The following is a 16,524-nucleotide window of genomic DNA, read 5'->3' as shown; positions in this document are numbered from 1 at the left end:
TCACTATGTTTATTACTCCATCATAGTTAGTTCTATGGTAAAAGTAGACCCTCTACCAAGGCTGCTCTTTACATAAATTTTGCCGCCGCACAAATCTACTATACGCTTTACAAGGGATAGTCCCAATCCGCTTCCTTCAAAGGAGTGCGCCGAATCCTCCTTGTAAAACTTTTCAAAAATCCTTTCTTGCACTTCTTCACTCATTCCTACACCTGTATCGCTAATCTTTACCTTCACAACTGAACCTATTTCATACAATCTAACTGTGATTATCCCATTTTCATAAGAAAACTTGATTGCATTGCTTAATAGATTTAACCATACTTGCTGAAGGAGTTCCTCATCTCCCTTAAATTGCACCGAATCCAGTTCGATATCAAACTCAATATTCTTTTTACTCCATTCCGGCTCAAGGAGCAAAATAGATTTTCTGATTTGCTCATCCAAAGAAAATACCGTCTTGTTGCCAATCATTTCTTGATTCTCAAGCCTTGATAAATTTAAAATATTTGAGGAAAGTTTCGACATTCTGGAAGTTTCCTCAATAATGATTTGAGTATACTCCTGCCTTTCTTCTTCAGTCAAATCATTGTTTTGCAAAAGCTTTGCAAACCCTTGAATAGAAGCTACAGGCGTCTTGAATTCATGGGATACGCTGCTTATGAAATCCTTGCGTAAATACTCTATGCTTTTCAATTCCTTGGTCATCTTGTTAAAATTATCTATGAGCTTACCTACTTCATCTTTGCTGTTATTTTCAATTTGTATATCAAAATTGCCCTTCGCAACTTCCTGAGTAGCTCCGGAAAGTCTTATAATAGGTCTTACAACTCTGTTGGCAGATACAATAATCAAAACAGCGCCAATACCAACATAGCACAATAGAGTAAGAACTACACGTGACGCCACCATATTGAATATGCTATCATGTGGATATAATCCAATCCCAATATAAAAACCGTCCAGCATAAATATAGTTGTTGCTGTATGTTTTTGGGAATTTGACAAAAAAACAATCTCTTGATTTTTAATCCTATTTACATCATCATTACTAATCTCCATAAAATCAATATCTTCGATTATATAAATATTTTGCATGAAATTTGACATTATCTTTACTATTTCTTCTACGCTTAAATCAGTTTTTTGCCTCAATTCCAATATAGATATGGCAATCGATTGTTGATTTTGTTTTATTTCCTTTATAGCACCTTTGTTATAATATATGGCAGATGGAATAAAAGACAATGCTGAAGAAATAATCATCAAAGCTATAAAAAAGAATACAAGCTTTTTGTTAAGCTTTTTCATAGCTTCTTCTCCGCTTTGTAGCCTAGACCCCTAACTGTTACAATATCAAATTCGGGAAAGTCTGCAAATTTTTCTCTGAGTCTTTTAATGTGAACATCAACTGTACGCTCATCCGCTTCAGAATCCATTCCCCAAATCTCATCCATCAACTGACTTCTGGTAAATATTTGTTTCGGATAGCTCAAAAGCTTAAATAATAGATAGAACTCCTTTTTAGGTAGGAGTATAGACTCCCCATTTCTTGTAACAGTCAAAGCATTATAATCCAAAACTACGTCATTTATTTCAAGTCGGTTTTCATTCATAATTCGAGATCTTCTAAGCAATGCGGCTACTCTCAAAAGCATTTCGTCCATATCAATGGGTTTGACCATATAGTCATCAGTTCCCACAGAAAACCCCTTCTTTTTATCATCAAGGGTTTCCTTTGCAGTAATCATAAGAATGGGCAAATTATAATTTGCTTCTCTAAGCAGCCTAGTAAGCTCATAGCCATCCATATTTGGCATCATAATGTCGCTTATCAGCAAATCAACATGAGACGATTCCATGATTTCCAAAGCTTTGATTCCATCTTCTGCACTTAAGACATTGTAATCATTCTTTAATAAAACCGCGGTCATTAACTTTCTAAGGTTTTTATCATCTTCAACAACCAAAATATTGAGCATAGCTCCACCTCTTAAATATTATCTTAAACGCTCCTCAACGCATCGATAGGATCGAGTTTGCTTGCATTTCTGGCAGGCGCCCAGCCAAATATAATCCCCACTGAAGCGGAAAACCCAACTCCCAGAGTTATTGCTCCTGTAGATATTTGGAAAGGAATACCCAATAAGGTAGTAACAGCCCATGAAAGTGACACTCCCAATACGAGTCCTATAAAGCCTCCAAGCAGAGATAAGAAAATAGACTCAATCAGAAATTGAAGCTGAATACTCCCCGGAGTTGCACCAAGCGCCTTTCTAAGGCCGATTTCCGTAGTACGCTCTGTTACAGATACGAGCATCATATTCATAATACCTATACCTCCTACCAATAGAGCAATCGACGCAATACCGGCAAGCATTGTCGTCATCATATTTGACATAGTATCCATAGCGTCAAGGAGACTATCTAAATTGATAACCGTATAGCTATCATCTTTATAATTGAAAGCTTCGTTCAGTACATTTTCCGTATCTTTGATTACTTCATCTGTCCTATTGGTATCATCAATAAGTATTTCCAGAGATGAGATGTTGCTTATCCCAGCCATTCCCATTGCAGTCCTATAGGGAATAATCGCTTTTCCATCTGATTTTTTCCCCATTCTGGTTTCCATCACTGACATAACATCTGTAGCAACAGCTTCATCTAAGACTCCTACAACCTGATAGGTTATTCCATTTATCTGTATATCCTTACCAAGGGAGTCCTCCCCGAAAAACAATATCCTTTCCAAATCCTGATTGATAATTGCCACTCGGTTTTTATTTTCCATATCCAATATATTAAAATCTCTTCCTTTTAATATAAGTTCCGAATTGTGTCTAAAATATACATCATTTTTCCCCTCTACCACAACATTTTCTTCTAAAAGTGAATCCCTCACAACGGACGCATCCATTGATAGTGTAGGAGATATTCCCAATACATTATCTATTTCAAGGAGCTTTTGCAAATCATTGTCATTAAGCCCTTGCTTCAACGGAGTACCATATGCTAACACTGTAATTTTACCGGCTCCTAAACTTGCAAATTGACTGTTCATCTCATTGTTTACTCCCTCAACAATGGTAATTAGGGCTATAATTGCTGTAACGCCAATAACTATTCCAAGGGTAGTTAGGAAAGAACGCATCTTGTTATGGACAATATTTTTCCATGACATTTTTATGCTTTCCTTAATCATAATTTACCACACCTCCAGTCAAGTTTCCATCCAAAATCTCTACTGTCCTGCTGGCATTTTTTGCTATGTTGATGTCATGGGTAATCATGATTATAGTTCGCCCTTCCTCATTAAGCTCTCTAAACAATGCCATTACTTGATGCCCTGTTTTTTGATCTAGGGCACCGGTTGGCTCATCAGCAAGTAGAATCGTAGGATTGGTGGATAATGCCCTTGCGATTGCAACACGCTGCTGCTGCCCGCCGGACAATTGATTTGGATAATAATCAAGCCTATCCTCTAATCCAACCTTTACAAGCATCTCCTTTGCCCTACTTCTTCTCTCTGACACTGAAACACCGGAATATATCAAAGGTAATTCCACATTTTCAGTTGCATCCAATCTTGGCAACAGCTGAAATTGTTGAAATACAAACCCAATCTCTTTGCTGCGAATATGAGCAAGTTCTTTTTCATCTAAGTCTTTGATTTTACGTTCCGACAGATAGTACTCTCCGCTAGTAGGAGTATCCAAACAGCCTATAATATTCATCATGGTAGATTTACCCGAACCTGAAGGTCCTAAAATGGAAACAAATTCTCCATCATAAACATCCAAATCCACCCCTTTTAAAACAATTTGTTCCTGATCGCCCAATTGATATGATTTTATTATATTTCTCATATGAATAATCTCTTTAGCCATTATGAAATACCTCCTAGTTCATCTGCATCATATCATCAATAGTAATAATCCTTCTTCGAGGTACAAGAATTACTTCCCCTGATTTTATTCCATCTATGATTTCAACGGTATTTCCATCATTAATCCCTACAGTTACAGGCTTAGGAACTACTTTATTGTCCATATCTCTTATATAAACAAATGGCTTATTTTCGTTGTCAAATTGTAATGCTTTCATAGAAATAGTAGTGGCATTTGGAGCATATTTGTTTTGTACACTGACTTCTACTGACAACCCTACACGTAAATCATCATCTTTTTGTAAATCTATATCCGCTGTAAAAAATGATACTTCATTTATAGTCTGCGCTTGATTTGATATTTTGGAGACTATACCAGTAGCATCTTTTTCTAATGTATTGATATTTACTTTAACTTCTTTTCCCACTGTCAATGCCCCAATATCATATTCATCAACTTTTATTGTAATCTTTAAATTATCATAATCGACAATCTCCATTATTTGCATGCCCATTGCCAAAGATTCATTCTCTTCAACAAAAATTTCTGATACCTCCCCGTCTACTTCGGCTGTAACCGTTAAATCATCAACCTGTTTTTTTACTGAATTGTAACTTGCTTCGGCTTGATTCAATTGTTCTTTTGCGGTTCGGGAATTTTCTTCAATTGACCGTAGAGTTAAATTGTAATTATCTTGTGCAGACTGAAGCTGCAATTCAGCAGATTCATAAACTGTCTCCACTTGGTCTAATGCTTGTTTTGATATGCCATCTGCTTCATAAAGCTCTGTCATTTTTTCAAGATTGGACTTAGCATCATTAAAATTCAATTCCGCTGCTGACAGAGCATTGGATACCTGTGCCATTTGCTGATCCTTTGCTGTACCTGTCATCTTTTCATAATTGATCTTGGCTATTTCCACGCTTGCTTGCGCCTGATCAATACCTGCTGCTAAATTGCTATCATCAAGAGTAAACAACACATCTCCTTTTTTTACTGAATCTCCTTCTTTTACATAAAGTTTCTTAATTGGTAACATATTTTTTGAAAAGACGATTTGATTATCCTTGGATTCAATATTGCCACTGAAGCTGTAATATGTGGTCACATCCTGCGTCTTAGCTGTCTCTTCATCATATTGTTCTTCCTTGGGTCGTGATTTTAGTCCCCATATTAGGGCAACTATAAGTACACATACGACACCAATGATTATTTTTTTCTTCTTGTTAGACTTCTTTAAGCTCAAATTTGCATCCCCCTTAGTAGTTATGATAGTAGTATATTATAAGATTTATATGAATTTAGTATGAACTTTTTATTTTTAGATGCTTTTATTTTTAGATGTAAAGTACAATTATTTATCCTAAATATCTTTGATTATCCGATATACTCCTTCTTCATTGTTCGTATAATAAGAAAGGTTGTCCCAGATATCAAGCAATTCGGGATCGGAGTTTTTCATAGCTATGCCTGTTCCCGCAAATTGCAGCATCTCCAAATCATTTAGGGCATTTCCTACTGCCAATATTTCCTCTCTTTTTACCCCTAAATGTTTTGAAAGGGTCTTTAAGCTGTCTCCCTTTGAACTTCCTTTTGCCATAAATTCATATATATGAGGTACAGACTTTGTAATTGACACATTTAAATCATCGAACAAACCATCTATATTAAATTCGGTTCTATCTCTATTCCTAATTACAATCATATTTACATCTTTATTGATATTTTCACTTAAACGCCCAATTACCTTGTACTGAATTCCATGTCTATAGGACAATTTTATGGAATGTTCATCTTCTTCGTTTATATACATTACATCATCTATATAAGCCTTTGCAAACATATCATTTGTCTCGGCATATTCTAATATCTTTTTTGCTTCATCTTTTGATATCTTTTTATCTGTTATATCCACTTTTGAGGGTAGAGAAACTTTGGCACCGTTATAGGAGATAATCGGCACATTAAGTGAAAATCTTTTTTGCACATTGTCTGCTGAACGATATGTTCTTCCGGTAGCAATTACTACATGGATCCCTCTTTCTATCAATTCTTTTAACTTTAGATTTGTATTCGGTGAAACATTGTCATTTGAGTCTAACAATGTTCCATCTAGATCTAATGCTATTAACTTTATGGGTAACTTCAATATTTCTTCCTCCTTGTGATTTATTATTGATTGTTAACTATAGATTAATATAAATGAGAGAAATTATCAAATTATTTTAAATCAATTCACAATCAATTCACAATCAATTCACAATCAATTCACAATTCACAGTTCACAGTTCACAATTAAAGACCATTAATCACTGCTGTTGTCATCCTGCCGTGTACCCTTTGTAGTCTAAGGGTGAATAAAGCGAAGGATCTCTACTGTTTCTATAATAAATATTAAAATAGAAAAATAAAATGCATATAAAAAGAACCTCTTTGGACTCAACCCCTCCGAGGTTCTTCTGCGTTGCTTGAGACTTATGCAATATCATTCTAAACAGCATTTATTGCCTATTCGGCATTATTTTAACTTTGATAGTAAATTATCATATTGATCCATAAATTCATCGATGGAATCTGTTTTTTGCTTAGCTAATCCTAAAAACAAAATATCTACTATAAACAGTTGCCCATATCTGGAAAAAATCGGGGCCAATCTCGTTGCATTGAGTTCCGTACTTGGAACAAGAAGTTTTAAATCTGCTAAAGCTTCAAGTTCACTCTTGAAATTCCTCGTTATTGCTATGCATTTCGCCCCATTTTTCTTAGCTTCTTTAACAGCTAAATTTACCTCCTTGGTTTTGCCGCTAAAGGATATCGCTATTATTATATCTTCTTTAGTTGCAATTCTTGAATTCAAAACTCCGAAATTACTGTCAATACTATATACACAACGTTTTTCTAATCGTATCAGTTTTTGCATGAAATCCATTACTACTATACCAGATGCCCCTACTCCAAAAAAGAATACTGTATTGGCAGCATTTATCCACTCTATAGCCTGCTTAAAGGGTCTAATACCATTGACACCCATGACATCCTTGCATGTTTTTGATATGCTGCTTATTATATTATTTGGCATTTCGTTAAATGAATCCGCCCAATTAAAAATCTTATTGGCATTATCATAAGCATCATTGTTAATACCGGAAGCAACCTCAATTTTCAATTCGGCAAAGGACAGATTACAATATTTACGTACAAATCTTGATATAGATGTCGATGAAACATTTATAGTTTTTGCCATTTCATGTATATTCGCTTTTACAAATTTATCCGTATCCTTCAAAATATAATTTGCGATAACTTTTTCGGTATCAGTCATCATATCATAATTTCTTTCTATTAGTCTTAGGCTTTGCAACGGTATATCTCCTTCCATCATTTACTTAATTTTATTTCCCGGTTTCACGATAAACATTAAGGGTTTACTATATTATACCATAAAACTAACATCCACAATTTATTGATTCCTTACCTGACTCTATCGCCACATCGACAAGATTATCCAGATTGTCTTCATGGATCTTCACCTCTGCGGGTAATAAATTTTAAGAATACGGCAGCTCCCTTTTACCTTTATATCACCTGAGGAAGCCGGTACAAGTATTGATTCTGTATATGATAAATTATACAATTCATCTTCACATTGTAATACACAGTTTCCTTTAACACATGTAAGAATGTAATATCGTCCGTTACTCAAAATGTCCATTTCATTTTCTATATCAATCACATCCACGTGAAATAATCTATGTTCAACCCCTACATGGCAATTATTGCTTCGAACTTGGGTTAAAGGAAAATGCTTAATATCATATTTAGCATCAATATCTAATACCTCAAAACCTTTCTCCAAATCCAATGGACGGGGGCGGCCATAATCGTATATACGATAAGTAATGCCACCAAAACTTCCTATTTCAAGCACTAACATATTTTTACCGCAAGCGTGCAAAAGCCCAGCGGGAATCAATACAAAATCCCCCTGTTTTACAGGTACTCGATTGACATAATTCTCTAAAGTTCCATCTTCAACTGCTTTGCGCAATATGGCTTTATCTTCTATATCAACACCTGCCGTGATGTATGCTCCTTCATCTGCTTCTAAGACATACCATGATTCCGACTTCTCATAATCATTTATTCTTTGAGCATATTCTTCATTAGGATGCACCTGTATTGAAAGGTCTTCCGCCGCATCAATATACGCAACACGTATTAATTGTGTATTCGGATCATCTCCCATTATTTCCTCATGATGATTTTCAATAACCTCTTTAATATTCTTCCCTGCAAATTCACCTTCAGCAACTATATTCCCAGAACCCTTATATGCGCACACTTCTCTGGAAATGCCAAAACCATGTTCATTCAAATTTCTTATTTTCTGTAATCTATTGCCCGCCCATATACACTTCATATAAACGGGTTCCAATTTTAATGGTTTCATTTTTGCTTCTCCTAACGGTTTTTATATTTTTCATTTTTATAACGAGCATAGTTATCACGTAAAAATGTTTTGTGAATAACTACAGGTTGGTAGCCTTTTGCTTCAATAATATAATCATCAATTGTTGCGGGTATCGTAACAATCTCCAAATATTTTTGTGTGAAACGAAATTTAGGATTACTTTTTGAATAAACTTCAACTTCTTCTCCGTCCACTAATGTTATGACTGTAAACTGCCCCTTATTATTGCCTTCGTATATTCCGTGGGTATTTAGCTCTATACGGTTAGTCTGATAATATACTAAATCCGTTCTTCCGACGATATATTCCCTATAATCTTGTGTTTCCGAAATTAATATGGGTTCTATGGCTATATTCTGCTTTACCCATTTCGAATCTCGTTCAAAATGCAATACCTTTCCCGCGTTCTTGGTATGAATAGGGCGGAACTTCCCTTCTTTGTCCTTACGGTTATAATCATAAATTTTATAAGTATATGATCCAAGGGTTAAACTGCCTAATTCCAAAATAAACTGATTCCTGCCTGAAGCATGAATGGTACCGGCCGGGATCATAATTTGCTTCCCCGGAATGGACTCAACAGAATTTACATACTTCTCATAATCTATATCCCTATGGTCATTCTCAGATTTTTTAGCAAGCTCCAAAAGTTCCCTGCCGTCTCCTTTAAACCCACAGTATGTTTTTGCCCCGTGACCCGTAGCAATAACGTAATATGCTTCATCCTGACGTCCCAGTTCATCATAATTATCTATAACAAAATCTTCATCCGGGTGAACTTGAACAGACATATTTCCGTCACTATGCCATGTATCATCATAATTAAATCTGATGGGAAAATATCCGTCAAATTCATCAAAACATTTCTGTCCCATCATTGACAATCCCTTTTTCTGTACAAATGTATAGAAAGGAATATCAACGTAATTACCGCCTATATCCACGACTATACTCGTTTCCATCGGTATAAATTCAAAAATCCAAGCAATATTTGAAGAAATATCCTGTGGTATATTCCTAATCTTACGTATATATTCGCCTCCCCAGATTCCTTCCAGATAAACCGGTTTTGCCCTGAAAGGGTAGCGGACTAAAGTTTCCAAAACGGTTTCCAAACTTGAACCGTCCATTAACATATAATTATTATCGTCACTTCCGAGAATATAAAAATCAATTCCGTATTCATTAAGTAATTCTTCACGCAATTTAAATACAACTTCAAAATCAACGAAATAATTCCTTCTCATAAGCAAATTGAATTCACGAGAACTTTTATCGCCTATGTTGGCAAATCTTTTTTCTCTGGCACGAATAGCTGCAACTTTCGGTGTGACATCAATATAAGCTACCCCATCACAAAGGCTGCGGATGCTTTCTACGGCACTTCCCAGTCCGTATACTGCTGTTATACCTTCATTTTTTTTCTTTAATGCCCCATATAATGAATTTAGTTTGTCTTTATCCATTAAATCATCCATGCTTCCTTCAAAAAGTTTGCCAAATAACAGAACCGGATCATCATCATAATTTAGTGGCAAATTTTCCTTTGTTAAATCATTAATTCCCGATTCTGATTTATAATAATCTTTTATATTGACAGTAGTAAATTTAATATTTTCCTTTTCACAATATTCTCTAATCCCTTTTAATACTATATCAAATTCAGCACTTACATATCCGTCAATACTTAAATAATAGGAATTATTTTTCATATTTTCAATGCAATACTTTGCAATGGATATTCCTACATTATTATTGCCAACTACCAAAGACTTTTTTACCTTTTCCGGTAAATCTATTTTATTTACGGCACTCATATCATCATATGCCAGCGGTTTAAACATAAAGCTCATAATCTATACCTCCTTGAATTTTGATGATTAGTTTCTTATTATTAATATATCAGAAACTTAATTTAATTTCAATACCTATTTATAAAATTTAATTTCATATCATTGCAAACTTAAAATGCACATAAAAAGAACCTCTTTGGATTCAACTCCTCCGAGGTTCTTCTGCATTGCTTGAGATCCTATCTATCATAAATGCTAAGCAAAACTACAGATATCAAAATTAGAATAATACCTACCACTGACGAAGCTCCCAATGTTTCCTTAAATACAAAAACACCCACAATAACACTTGTCAAAGGCTCAAAGGTACTTAATAGAGATGATTTTTGAGGTCCGATTAGGATTGTCCCCTTTTGAAATAATATTGTCCCGATTGCAGATGTAAAGACTGCCAAAAGGATGGTCAATACCCACGCTATAGGGGTCAAATCAAATGTTAAAGTGTTTGTTACAATGGATATCAAAAGCAATTCTACACTCCCTATCAAAGATAGATAAAAAGATATTGTAAATGGATCCATGCCTTCCAGATTGCTTTTTGCAAATCGTATAATATAGAAAGCATAGGTAATACCCGACATAAATGAAAGTACAAATCCCAAAAAAGCGGAATCATCTCCCGGGGTATAAAACGTTAATAACCCTATCATACACAACAAACAGCTCAATCCTTTGGCGAAATTGATCTTTTCCTTATAAAATATTGCACAGCCCAAAAGAACTAAAACAGGATAAATAAAATGTATCGTAGTCGCAGTACCCGAAGAAATATAATTATAGGAAGATAACAATAATACCGGAGTACTAATATAACCTATTGATAAAAAAAATATTTTTTTGAATTTATCTCTGCTGATTCTTAATGATTCTTTGGACTTACTTTTAGCCAAAAAATATAAAAATGGTGCACTAAATAAAAACCTATGAAAGACCAATGTTATTGAATTGCTTCCATTATTATATATTAATTTAGCACCCAATGGCATTAATCCAAAAATAATTGCAGATAAAATAGTATAAATATAGCCTTGATATTTTTTCATTTAGACCTCCGCGAAACTGCTAATTAATTAATAATATAACAAACTCCAAATAAATTCAAGCTAAAAATATCAATTACAGTTCGCAATTGAATTTTATAAAAACCTCTTTTTCTTCATTTATATACTATCATCAATACTCTGATTGTTTTACTTTTGGTGGAATTCCCATTTTGCTATAGCTCCAGTCGGGATTACAAGAGTTCCATAATACATAAAAGAACCTCGTTGGATTTAACTGCTCTGAGGTTCTTTTCAATTATACAATTTCATATTCATTTATTTTAATTATATTCTTGTACATTAAAAATCCATCGAATTTAACTTCTACTAGAGCAAGATTGCTTTTAATCTTTCTTTTCGGTCTATATGTTGCAAGTACAACTTCGCTATAGTCAAGCATCGCAGTACCTGACGACCTCTCTAGTACTTCGAAACTATCCCCTAGCCAATCTATATTCACCTTCATCAAAAGATCCTCACCATTAGAACGTTCTTTTTTATATCTCCTAGTATTATCATTTAATTTCTTTCTCTGTTCGCTGATTATACTTCCATAGCTCAACATATAATTTTCACATCCTATACATTGATATACTGATATCCATTGCTTTCTTTTAAAAAATCCATACCATTACTTCCCACAATAACCGGCTGAACATAATCTAGACGACTAAGAATATCTAGCATAATCGTACCATAAAGACTAAATCTTTCCGGTAGTTTATCAGTTTCAAGAATTCCCACACTTCGGATATACTCCCAAAAATCAGATAAGTCGTATTCAGGTATAATAATTTCTTCACCATTAATTATATAGATGCCATCTTCTTCCCATGATATATGCTTTATTTCGCTTTCACATATTAGTAATTCATTATTCAATTTAATTGTATTTTGTAAATCTTCTTTTAACATATTAAATCCAATAGACTTAGGGTTTTCCCTTATCCATTTCTCCATCTCACTAATTTGCTTAAACTCCGGTATAGTATTTTTATAATTATCAACATAAATATAAATTCTTATTGGAAGATTCTTTAGATGTTTTTCCATTATAGGTTGAACTACATTCCATTCCAATCCACCATTTCCACATCCTAGCCTAGGAAAAGCAATGGATTCTATGCCTAAGACTTCATAGGTTTGCACAAATTTATCTAATCCTTTTTCTATATAATAAATTTCTGATTTTGATCTCCAATGTTTTTTAGTAGGAAATAGCAATACCCACTTATCTTCTTTTTTCCATAATAAGAGATTCCCAATATCAAAATTATTTTCATCACACTCTTTTTGATAAACCTTGAACATTTCCGGATACCTATTTTTAAATTCTAATGCTATCCCTTTCCCCATTACCCCAACAGTATTTACCGTATTTACTAATACTTGTGCAGGGCTATTAAATATATCTCCTTTAATATAAGAAATCACTGGATTTCCTCCTCCAATTACATTTACCCTAAACAAACAATTAAGATTAAACTAGTATTTATATTTTATTATATATTATGTTATGCAAATATTCACTAAGATAATTAATTTTTAAATTTAATTACTATTTATATTTACTATATCAGAACATCCATTCTATGTCTATGGTAATTAGTAAATATTCTACCATAAAATCTATTCCTAATTTCTACAAAATTATAAATCTTATATCCGTTTTTGGTGCCGGAGTCAATCCGCCAATAATTAGGCTTTAACACAAAATTCTAAAATATGCCTATTTATTCATATTCGCAAATCTGCTTATATAACAACCTCGCCCAATAATTAACATCTTTTTCTATTAATTTTTTGTTACCCATCACAATGACAACGCAAATAAAATAAAGTATAATCAAACTGTAATAGTTAAAAAATACACAAATAATTTATAAGGAGGAAGTATAATGGTAGAAATAATTACTCTTATGGAAAACGTTGCAACGGAACATAAAGCATTGGTCCCATTACATGGCCTTTCTGTATTTGTTCGTACTCCGGAAATCAATGTTTTATTCGACTGCGGTTCTGAAGGCACTGCACTTAATAATGCAAGGCTTATGAATGTGCCGGTTGAAACAGCGGACTGTATAGTTTTGAGCCACTCACACTATGATCACAGCGGCGGACTACCTTCATTTATTGAAAAAGGGGTAAAAGGTCCACTCTATACCGGTCGTGCTTTTTTTGAACCCAAATATGCTTATGATGGTGTAAAGTACACTTACTTAGGAGCAGGTTTTGACGAAGAATATCTTGCAGAAAACAAAATAGTTCACAAGGTATGCAGTGATTTTACAAAACTTGCTGACGGCTGCTATTTGTTTGGTGATTTTCCAAGAAAATATGAATTTGAAACAATTCCTAAAAGATTTGTTCGCGGCAATCCACCACATACTATTATTGACGATTTCAAAGATGAAATTTGTCTGGTATTGGAAAGTTCAAAGGGACTAATTGTAGTTGTAGGCTGTTCTCATCCCGGAATTCTAAATATGCTTACTCGAATATCCGAAAAGCTCAACCAACCGATATATGCAGTACTGGGTGGAACTCATCTTGTAGAAGCAGATGATGAAAGAATTAAGATTACTATAGCTAAAATGAAAGAAATGGGGTTGAAAATTCTTGGATTATCTCACTGTTCAGGTCAAACTGCTGAATTTGCAGCACAAGATGATATAGAGGTTAAAAGCTGTCATCTAGGTGTTGGCGACTGCTTTGCAGTTGAGAGCTAGATAACCATGCTGACTTTTGAATCTATTGCTCAGGATTTAGTAGATGCCACCTCCTCACTTCTTTGCGGACGCACAGTAAACATTATGAACCAAGAGGGTATTATCGTTGCCTCCTCTGATAAAAAAAGGATAGGTGATTTTCACCAAGGCGCAGCGGACGTTATTGCAAAAGGAAAAACAGTGCGCATTTATAAAGAAGAGTTAAAAGACTATCCGGGCTCTAAAGAAGGCATAAACATGCCTATGACCGACAATGAAAAAATCATTGGTGTTGTTGGAGTATATGGTAATCCTGACGAAGTAGAAGACACAGCTAATCTGCTTAGAGTTTATGTAGAGCTTTATTTTAAGCAAATTGCCCACACAGTCAAGCAGGAAGTTGAAGAAGAAATTCGGGGGGATATTTTGAAGCTTCTGCTATCAGGAGAAAAAATAGAACTTAGCAGTGTTTCAAAACTGAGCAGCGTAATTATGCTTGACTCAAACCTCCCCCTAACTTGTATTATAATAAAACCCTGCAACAAAAAAGACAAAGTTGCCCGCGCTCTTTCATTTAAAGAACTGCAAAGTTGTCTTGTGAGCTCGGAACTAATGCTCTCCAGCAAAGATGTATATGGCGTATTGAATGAAAGTTTTGTAATATTAAAGACATTTGATGAAAATGAGGAAGTTGAATCATGGCTAAAACAAACACTCTATTTTATAGAGTCAATCTTTGATAAAAAATATTCAGTAGTTCTCAGCGGAAATTGTGATAGCTATGCAAAACTTGCCAGTTCATACAATGGAGCGCTTGAAATTAATAAAAATAATGTTTCCGGAGTTTATTATCTTAACTCATATGAAGGTATGATTCGTTATTTTACCCAAAGTTATATTAGCAAAGAGTCTTTAGGTGAAGATTTTATCCAGAATATCTATAATGTTTTGGAAAAAGAACTAGGTAATAAAGCCTTTAAAGAAGCATTAAGAACTTTGGAAGTATATTACAAAAACGATAGAAGTGTGAGCAAATCGGCAGACCAATTGTTTATCCATAAAAACACTCTGCTTTACAGAATCAACAAAGTATACTCGGTTCTTGGATTAGAATCAGAAAATGATTTTATTAGAGAGTATTTTTTACGTTTGCTTTTGGCTTATAACGATAAAATATATAATATGAACACGAAAGGGTGAATTTAATGTCTACAACATATTTATTTGTAGTTATTATACTTGCTATAATTGCAATGATCATTGCAATTACAAAACTAAAAGCCCATCCATTTTTAGCTTTATTGATAGTATCAATTGCCTTGGGTCTTGCAACAGGCATGAATCCAAAAGAAATTATGACTCATGTTGAAAGCGGTTTTGGAAATATTTTAGGCAGTGTTGGTATCATTGTTCTTACAGGAGGAATTATTGGTGTAATGCTTGAAAAAACAGGCGCTGCCCTTGTAATTGCAAATACCATTTTAGGTGCAGTTGGTGAAAAGCGTTCTGTTCTTGCAATGGCTCTTACAGGTTATGTTGCCGGTATTCCTCTGTTTTGTAACTCCGGCTATGTAGTGCTTGCTCCAATCGCAAGACCAATGGCCAAGAAATCTAATGTATCATTGGCAGTAATGGCTACAGCACTTAGTGCCGGATTATTTACAACACACTGTTTTACTCCGTTGCATCCGGGCACACTTGCAATTGCCAACGGGCTAAATGCAAACTTCGGCGTGCTGCTTGGCTTAGGTTTGATTGTTGCTATTCCCGGCACTATTGCGGGCGTAATCTATGCAAAAAAAATATCATCTAAAATTGACATCCCCCCAAATCCGGAGTTTACTGAAGAAGAACTAATCGCAAAATACGGAAAATTGCCCGGAAAACTGCATTCTTTCTCTCCAATACTAATTATTGTACTGTTAATAGCACTTCAAGCTATTGCCAGTCTTGAAAGCGCACCATTTGGAACAGGAGCAGTAAAATTTTTCCTTGATTTGGTAGGCAATCCAAGCATTGCCCTTATTATAGGTATGTTTGTCTCAATGACCCTTGTTGCAAAAAGCGATAGAGCAAATTTAACAAAATATATTGGCGAAGGAATTAACAGCTCTGCAGGAATGCTTGCAATAATTGGCGCAGGCGGATCTTTTGGTGCGATTCTTCAAGCGCTTCCATTAGCAGAATCCATTGGCGGTAATTTCCTAAGTCCGGCTCTGGGTGTTATCTTACCATTTATAATCGCTGCATTTTTCAAAACAGCCATGGGTGCTACTACTGTAGTACAAGTATTGGCGACCAGCATGACTTTACCAATGCTTGACGTTCTAGGTCTTGGCTCCCCAATGGGAAGAGTATTGGCAGCATTAGCAATTGCAGCAGGTTCAATGGTGGTTTCCCATGCAAATGATGCTTATTTCTGGATTGTTGCAGAATTTTCCGATATGAATACTAAACAAGCATATAAAGCACAAACCGGTATGACGTTAGCTATAGGTCTGGTTTCTATTATCTTCATCTATCTGCTATCACTTATCTTAATATAAACAAAGAAAGGAA

The 16,524-nt window shown here is 34.6% G+C and carries 15 protein-coding genes; 3 read left to right on the top strand and 12 right to left on the bottom strand.

The window, feature by feature from the left end; genetic code table 11:
- Window positions 1-12 precede the first annotated feature (12 nt).
- The 12 genes from H8707_RS04780 to H8707_RS04725 all read right to left on the bottom strand — a co-directional run bounded on the left by H8707_RS04780 (window position 13) and on the right by H8707_RS04725 (window position 12,691).
- On the bottom strand, window positions 13-1,311 hold the full coding sequence (locus H8707_RS04780) for a sensor histidine kinase (protein ID WP_262428997.1): 1,299 nt from the start codon (window positions 1,309-1,311) through the stop codon (window positions 13-15).
- Entirely contained in the window at window positions 1,308-1,982 is a 675-nt protein-coding gene (locus H8707_RS04775; RefSeq protein WP_262428996.1) for a response regulator transcription factor, read from the bottom strand. The genes H8707_RS04780 and H8707_RS04775 overlap by 4 nt, the downstream gene beginning before the upstream one ends.
- Before the next feature lie 23 nt (window positions 1,983-2,005).
- Window positions 2,006-3,205: an ABC transporter permease gene (locus H8707_RS04770; RefSeq protein WP_262428995.1), complete on the bottom strand. Its 1,200-nt coding sequence runs from the start codon at window positions 3,203-3,205 to the stop codon at window positions 2,006-2,008.
- Window positions 3,198-3,890 carry an ABC transporter ATP-binding protein gene (locus H8707_RS04765; protein ID WP_316699603.1) on the bottom strand — a complete coding sequence of 231 codons (693 nt, stop codon included), beginning with the start codon at window positions 3,888-3,890 and terminating at the stop codon, window positions 3,198-3,200. Before H8707_RS04765 ends, H8707_RS04770 begins: the two co-directional genes overlap by 8 nt.
- A 13-nt stretch (window positions 3,891-3,903) precedes the next feature.
- Complete coding sequence (locus tag H8707_RS04760) at window positions 3,904-5,136, bottom strand: efflux RND transporter periplasmic adaptor subunit (protein WP_262428994.1); 1,233 nt, start codon at window positions 5,134-5,136, stop codon at window positions 3,904-3,906.
- A gap of 117 nt (window positions 5,137-5,253) precedes the next feature.
- On the bottom strand, window positions 5,254-6,039 hold the full coding sequence (locus tag H8707_RS04755; RefSeq protein ID WP_262428993.1) for a Cof-type HAD-IIB family hydrolase: 786 nt from the start codon (window positions 6,037-6,039) through the stop codon (window positions 5,254-5,256).
- 369 nt (window positions 6,040-6,408) lie between these two features.
- A complete protein-coding gene (locus H8707_RS04750) occupies window positions 6,409-7,251 on the bottom strand; it encodes a MurR/RpiR family transcriptional regulator (protein ID WP_262428992.1) in 843 nt (280 codons plus the stop codon).
- A gap of 165 nt (window positions 7,252-7,416) precedes the next feature.
- Window positions 7,417-8,340 (bottom strand): class I mannose-6-phosphate isomerase, encoded by a 924-nt coding sequence (locus H8707_RS04745; RefSeq protein ID WP_262428991.1) that lies wholly within the window; start codon window positions 8,338-8,340, stop codon window positions 7,417-7,419.
- A gap of 11 nt (window positions 8,341-8,351) precedes the next feature.
- On the bottom strand, window positions 8,352-10,214 hold the full coding sequence (locus H8707_RS04740) for a class I mannose-6-phosphate isomerase (RefSeq protein ID WP_262428990.1): 1,863 nt from the start codon (window positions 10,212-10,214) through the stop codon (window positions 8,352-8,354).
- Window positions 10,215-10,393: 179 nt separating this feature from the next.
- On the bottom strand, window positions 10,394-11,257 hold the full coding sequence (locus H8707_RS04735; RefSeq protein ID WP_262428989.1) for a DMT family transporter: 864 nt from the start codon (window positions 11,255-11,257) through the stop codon (window positions 10,394-10,396).
- 256 nt (window positions 11,258-11,513) lie between these two features.
- Entirely contained in the window at window positions 11,514-11,819 is a 306-nt protein-coding gene (locus tag H8707_RS04730; RefSeq protein WP_262428988.1) for a hypothetical protein, read from the bottom strand.
- A gap of 17 nt (window positions 11,820-11,836) precedes the next feature.
- Window positions 11,837-12,691, bottom strand: a complete 855-nt coding sequence (locus H8707_RS04725; RefSeq protein ID WP_262428987.1) for a macro domain-containing protein — start codon at window positions 12,689-12,691, stop codon at window positions 11,837-11,839.
- Between the two features lie 464 nt (window positions 12,692-13,155).
- Between H8707_RS04725 and H8707_RS04720 the strand changes: the two genes are divergently transcribed.
- The 3 genes from H8707_RS04720 to H8707_RS04710 are packed head-to-tail and all read left to right on the top strand — an operon-like array spanning window position 13,156 to window position 16,511.
- The gene (locus tag H8707_RS04720; protein ID WP_262428986.1) at window positions 13,156-13,986 is read left to right on the top strand and encodes an MBL fold metallo-hydrolase; all 831 of its coding nucleotides are present in this window, start codon (window positions 13,156-13,158) and stop codon (window positions 13,984-13,986) included.
- A 6-nt stretch (window positions 13,987-13,992) separates the two neighbouring features.
- Window positions 13,993-15,165: a CdaR family transcriptional regulator gene (locus tag H8707_RS04715; RefSeq protein ID WP_262428985.1), complete on the top strand. Its 1,173-nt coding sequence runs from the start codon at window positions 13,993-13,995 to the stop codon at window positions 15,163-15,165.
- Between the two features lie 5 nt (window positions 15,166-15,170).
- A complete protein-coding gene (locus H8707_RS04710) occupies window positions 15,171-16,511 on the top strand; it encodes a GntP family permease (RefSeq protein ID WP_262428984.1) in 1,341 nt (446 codons plus the stop codon).
- Window positions 16,512-16,524 lie beyond the last annotated feature (13 nt).

The sequence above is a fragment of the Paratissierella segnis genome (genome assembly GCF_014385195.1).
GTDB lineage: Bacteria > Bacillota > Clostridia > Tissierellales > Tissierellaceae > Paratissierella > Paratissierella segnis.
Note: the sequence above shows the minus strand (reverse complement) of the source record. Positions and strands in the feature narration are given on the sequence as shown.

Bases quoted from the DNA above. Each gene is read 5' to 3' on its own strand.
- H8707_RS04780 (WP_262428997.1), bottom strand. From the start codon at position 1,311: ATGAAAAAGCTTAACAAAAAGCTTGTATTCTTTTTTATAGCTTTGATG.
- H8707_RS04775 (WP_262428996.1), bottom strand. From the start codon at position 1,982: ATGCTCAATATTTTGGTTGTTGAAGATGATAAAAACCTTAGAAAGTTA.
- H8707_RS04770 (WP_262428995.1), bottom strand. From the start codon at position 3,205: ATGATTAAGGAAAGCATAAAAATGTCATGGAAAAATATTGTCCATAAC.
- H8707_RS04765 (WP_316699603.1), bottom strand. From the start codon at position 3,890: ATGGCTAAAGAGATTATTCATATGAGAAATATAATAAAATCATATCAA.
- H8707_RS04745 (WP_262428991.1), bottom strand. From the start codon at position 8,340: ATGAAACCATTAAAATTGGAACCCGTTTATATGAAGTGTATATGGGCG.
- H8707_RS04740 (WP_262428990.1), bottom strand. From the start codon at position 10,214: ATGAGCTTTATGTTTAAACCGCTGGCATATGATGATATGAGTGCCGTA.
- H8707_RS04735 (WP_262428989.1), bottom strand. From the start codon at position 11,257: ATGAAAAAATATCAAGGCTATATTTATACTATTTTATCTGCAATTATT.
- H8707_RS04720 (WP_262428986.1), top strand. From the start codon at position 13,156: ATGGTAGAAATAATTACTCTTATGGAAAACGTTGCAACGGAACATAAA.
- H8707_RS04715 (WP_262428985.1), top strand. From the start codon at position 13,993: ATGCTGACTTTTGAATCTATTGCTCAGGATTTAGTAGATGCCACCTCC.
- H8707_RS04710 (WP_262428984.1), top strand. From the start codon at position 15,171: ATGTCTACAACATATTTATTTGTAGTTATTATACTTGCTATAATTGCA.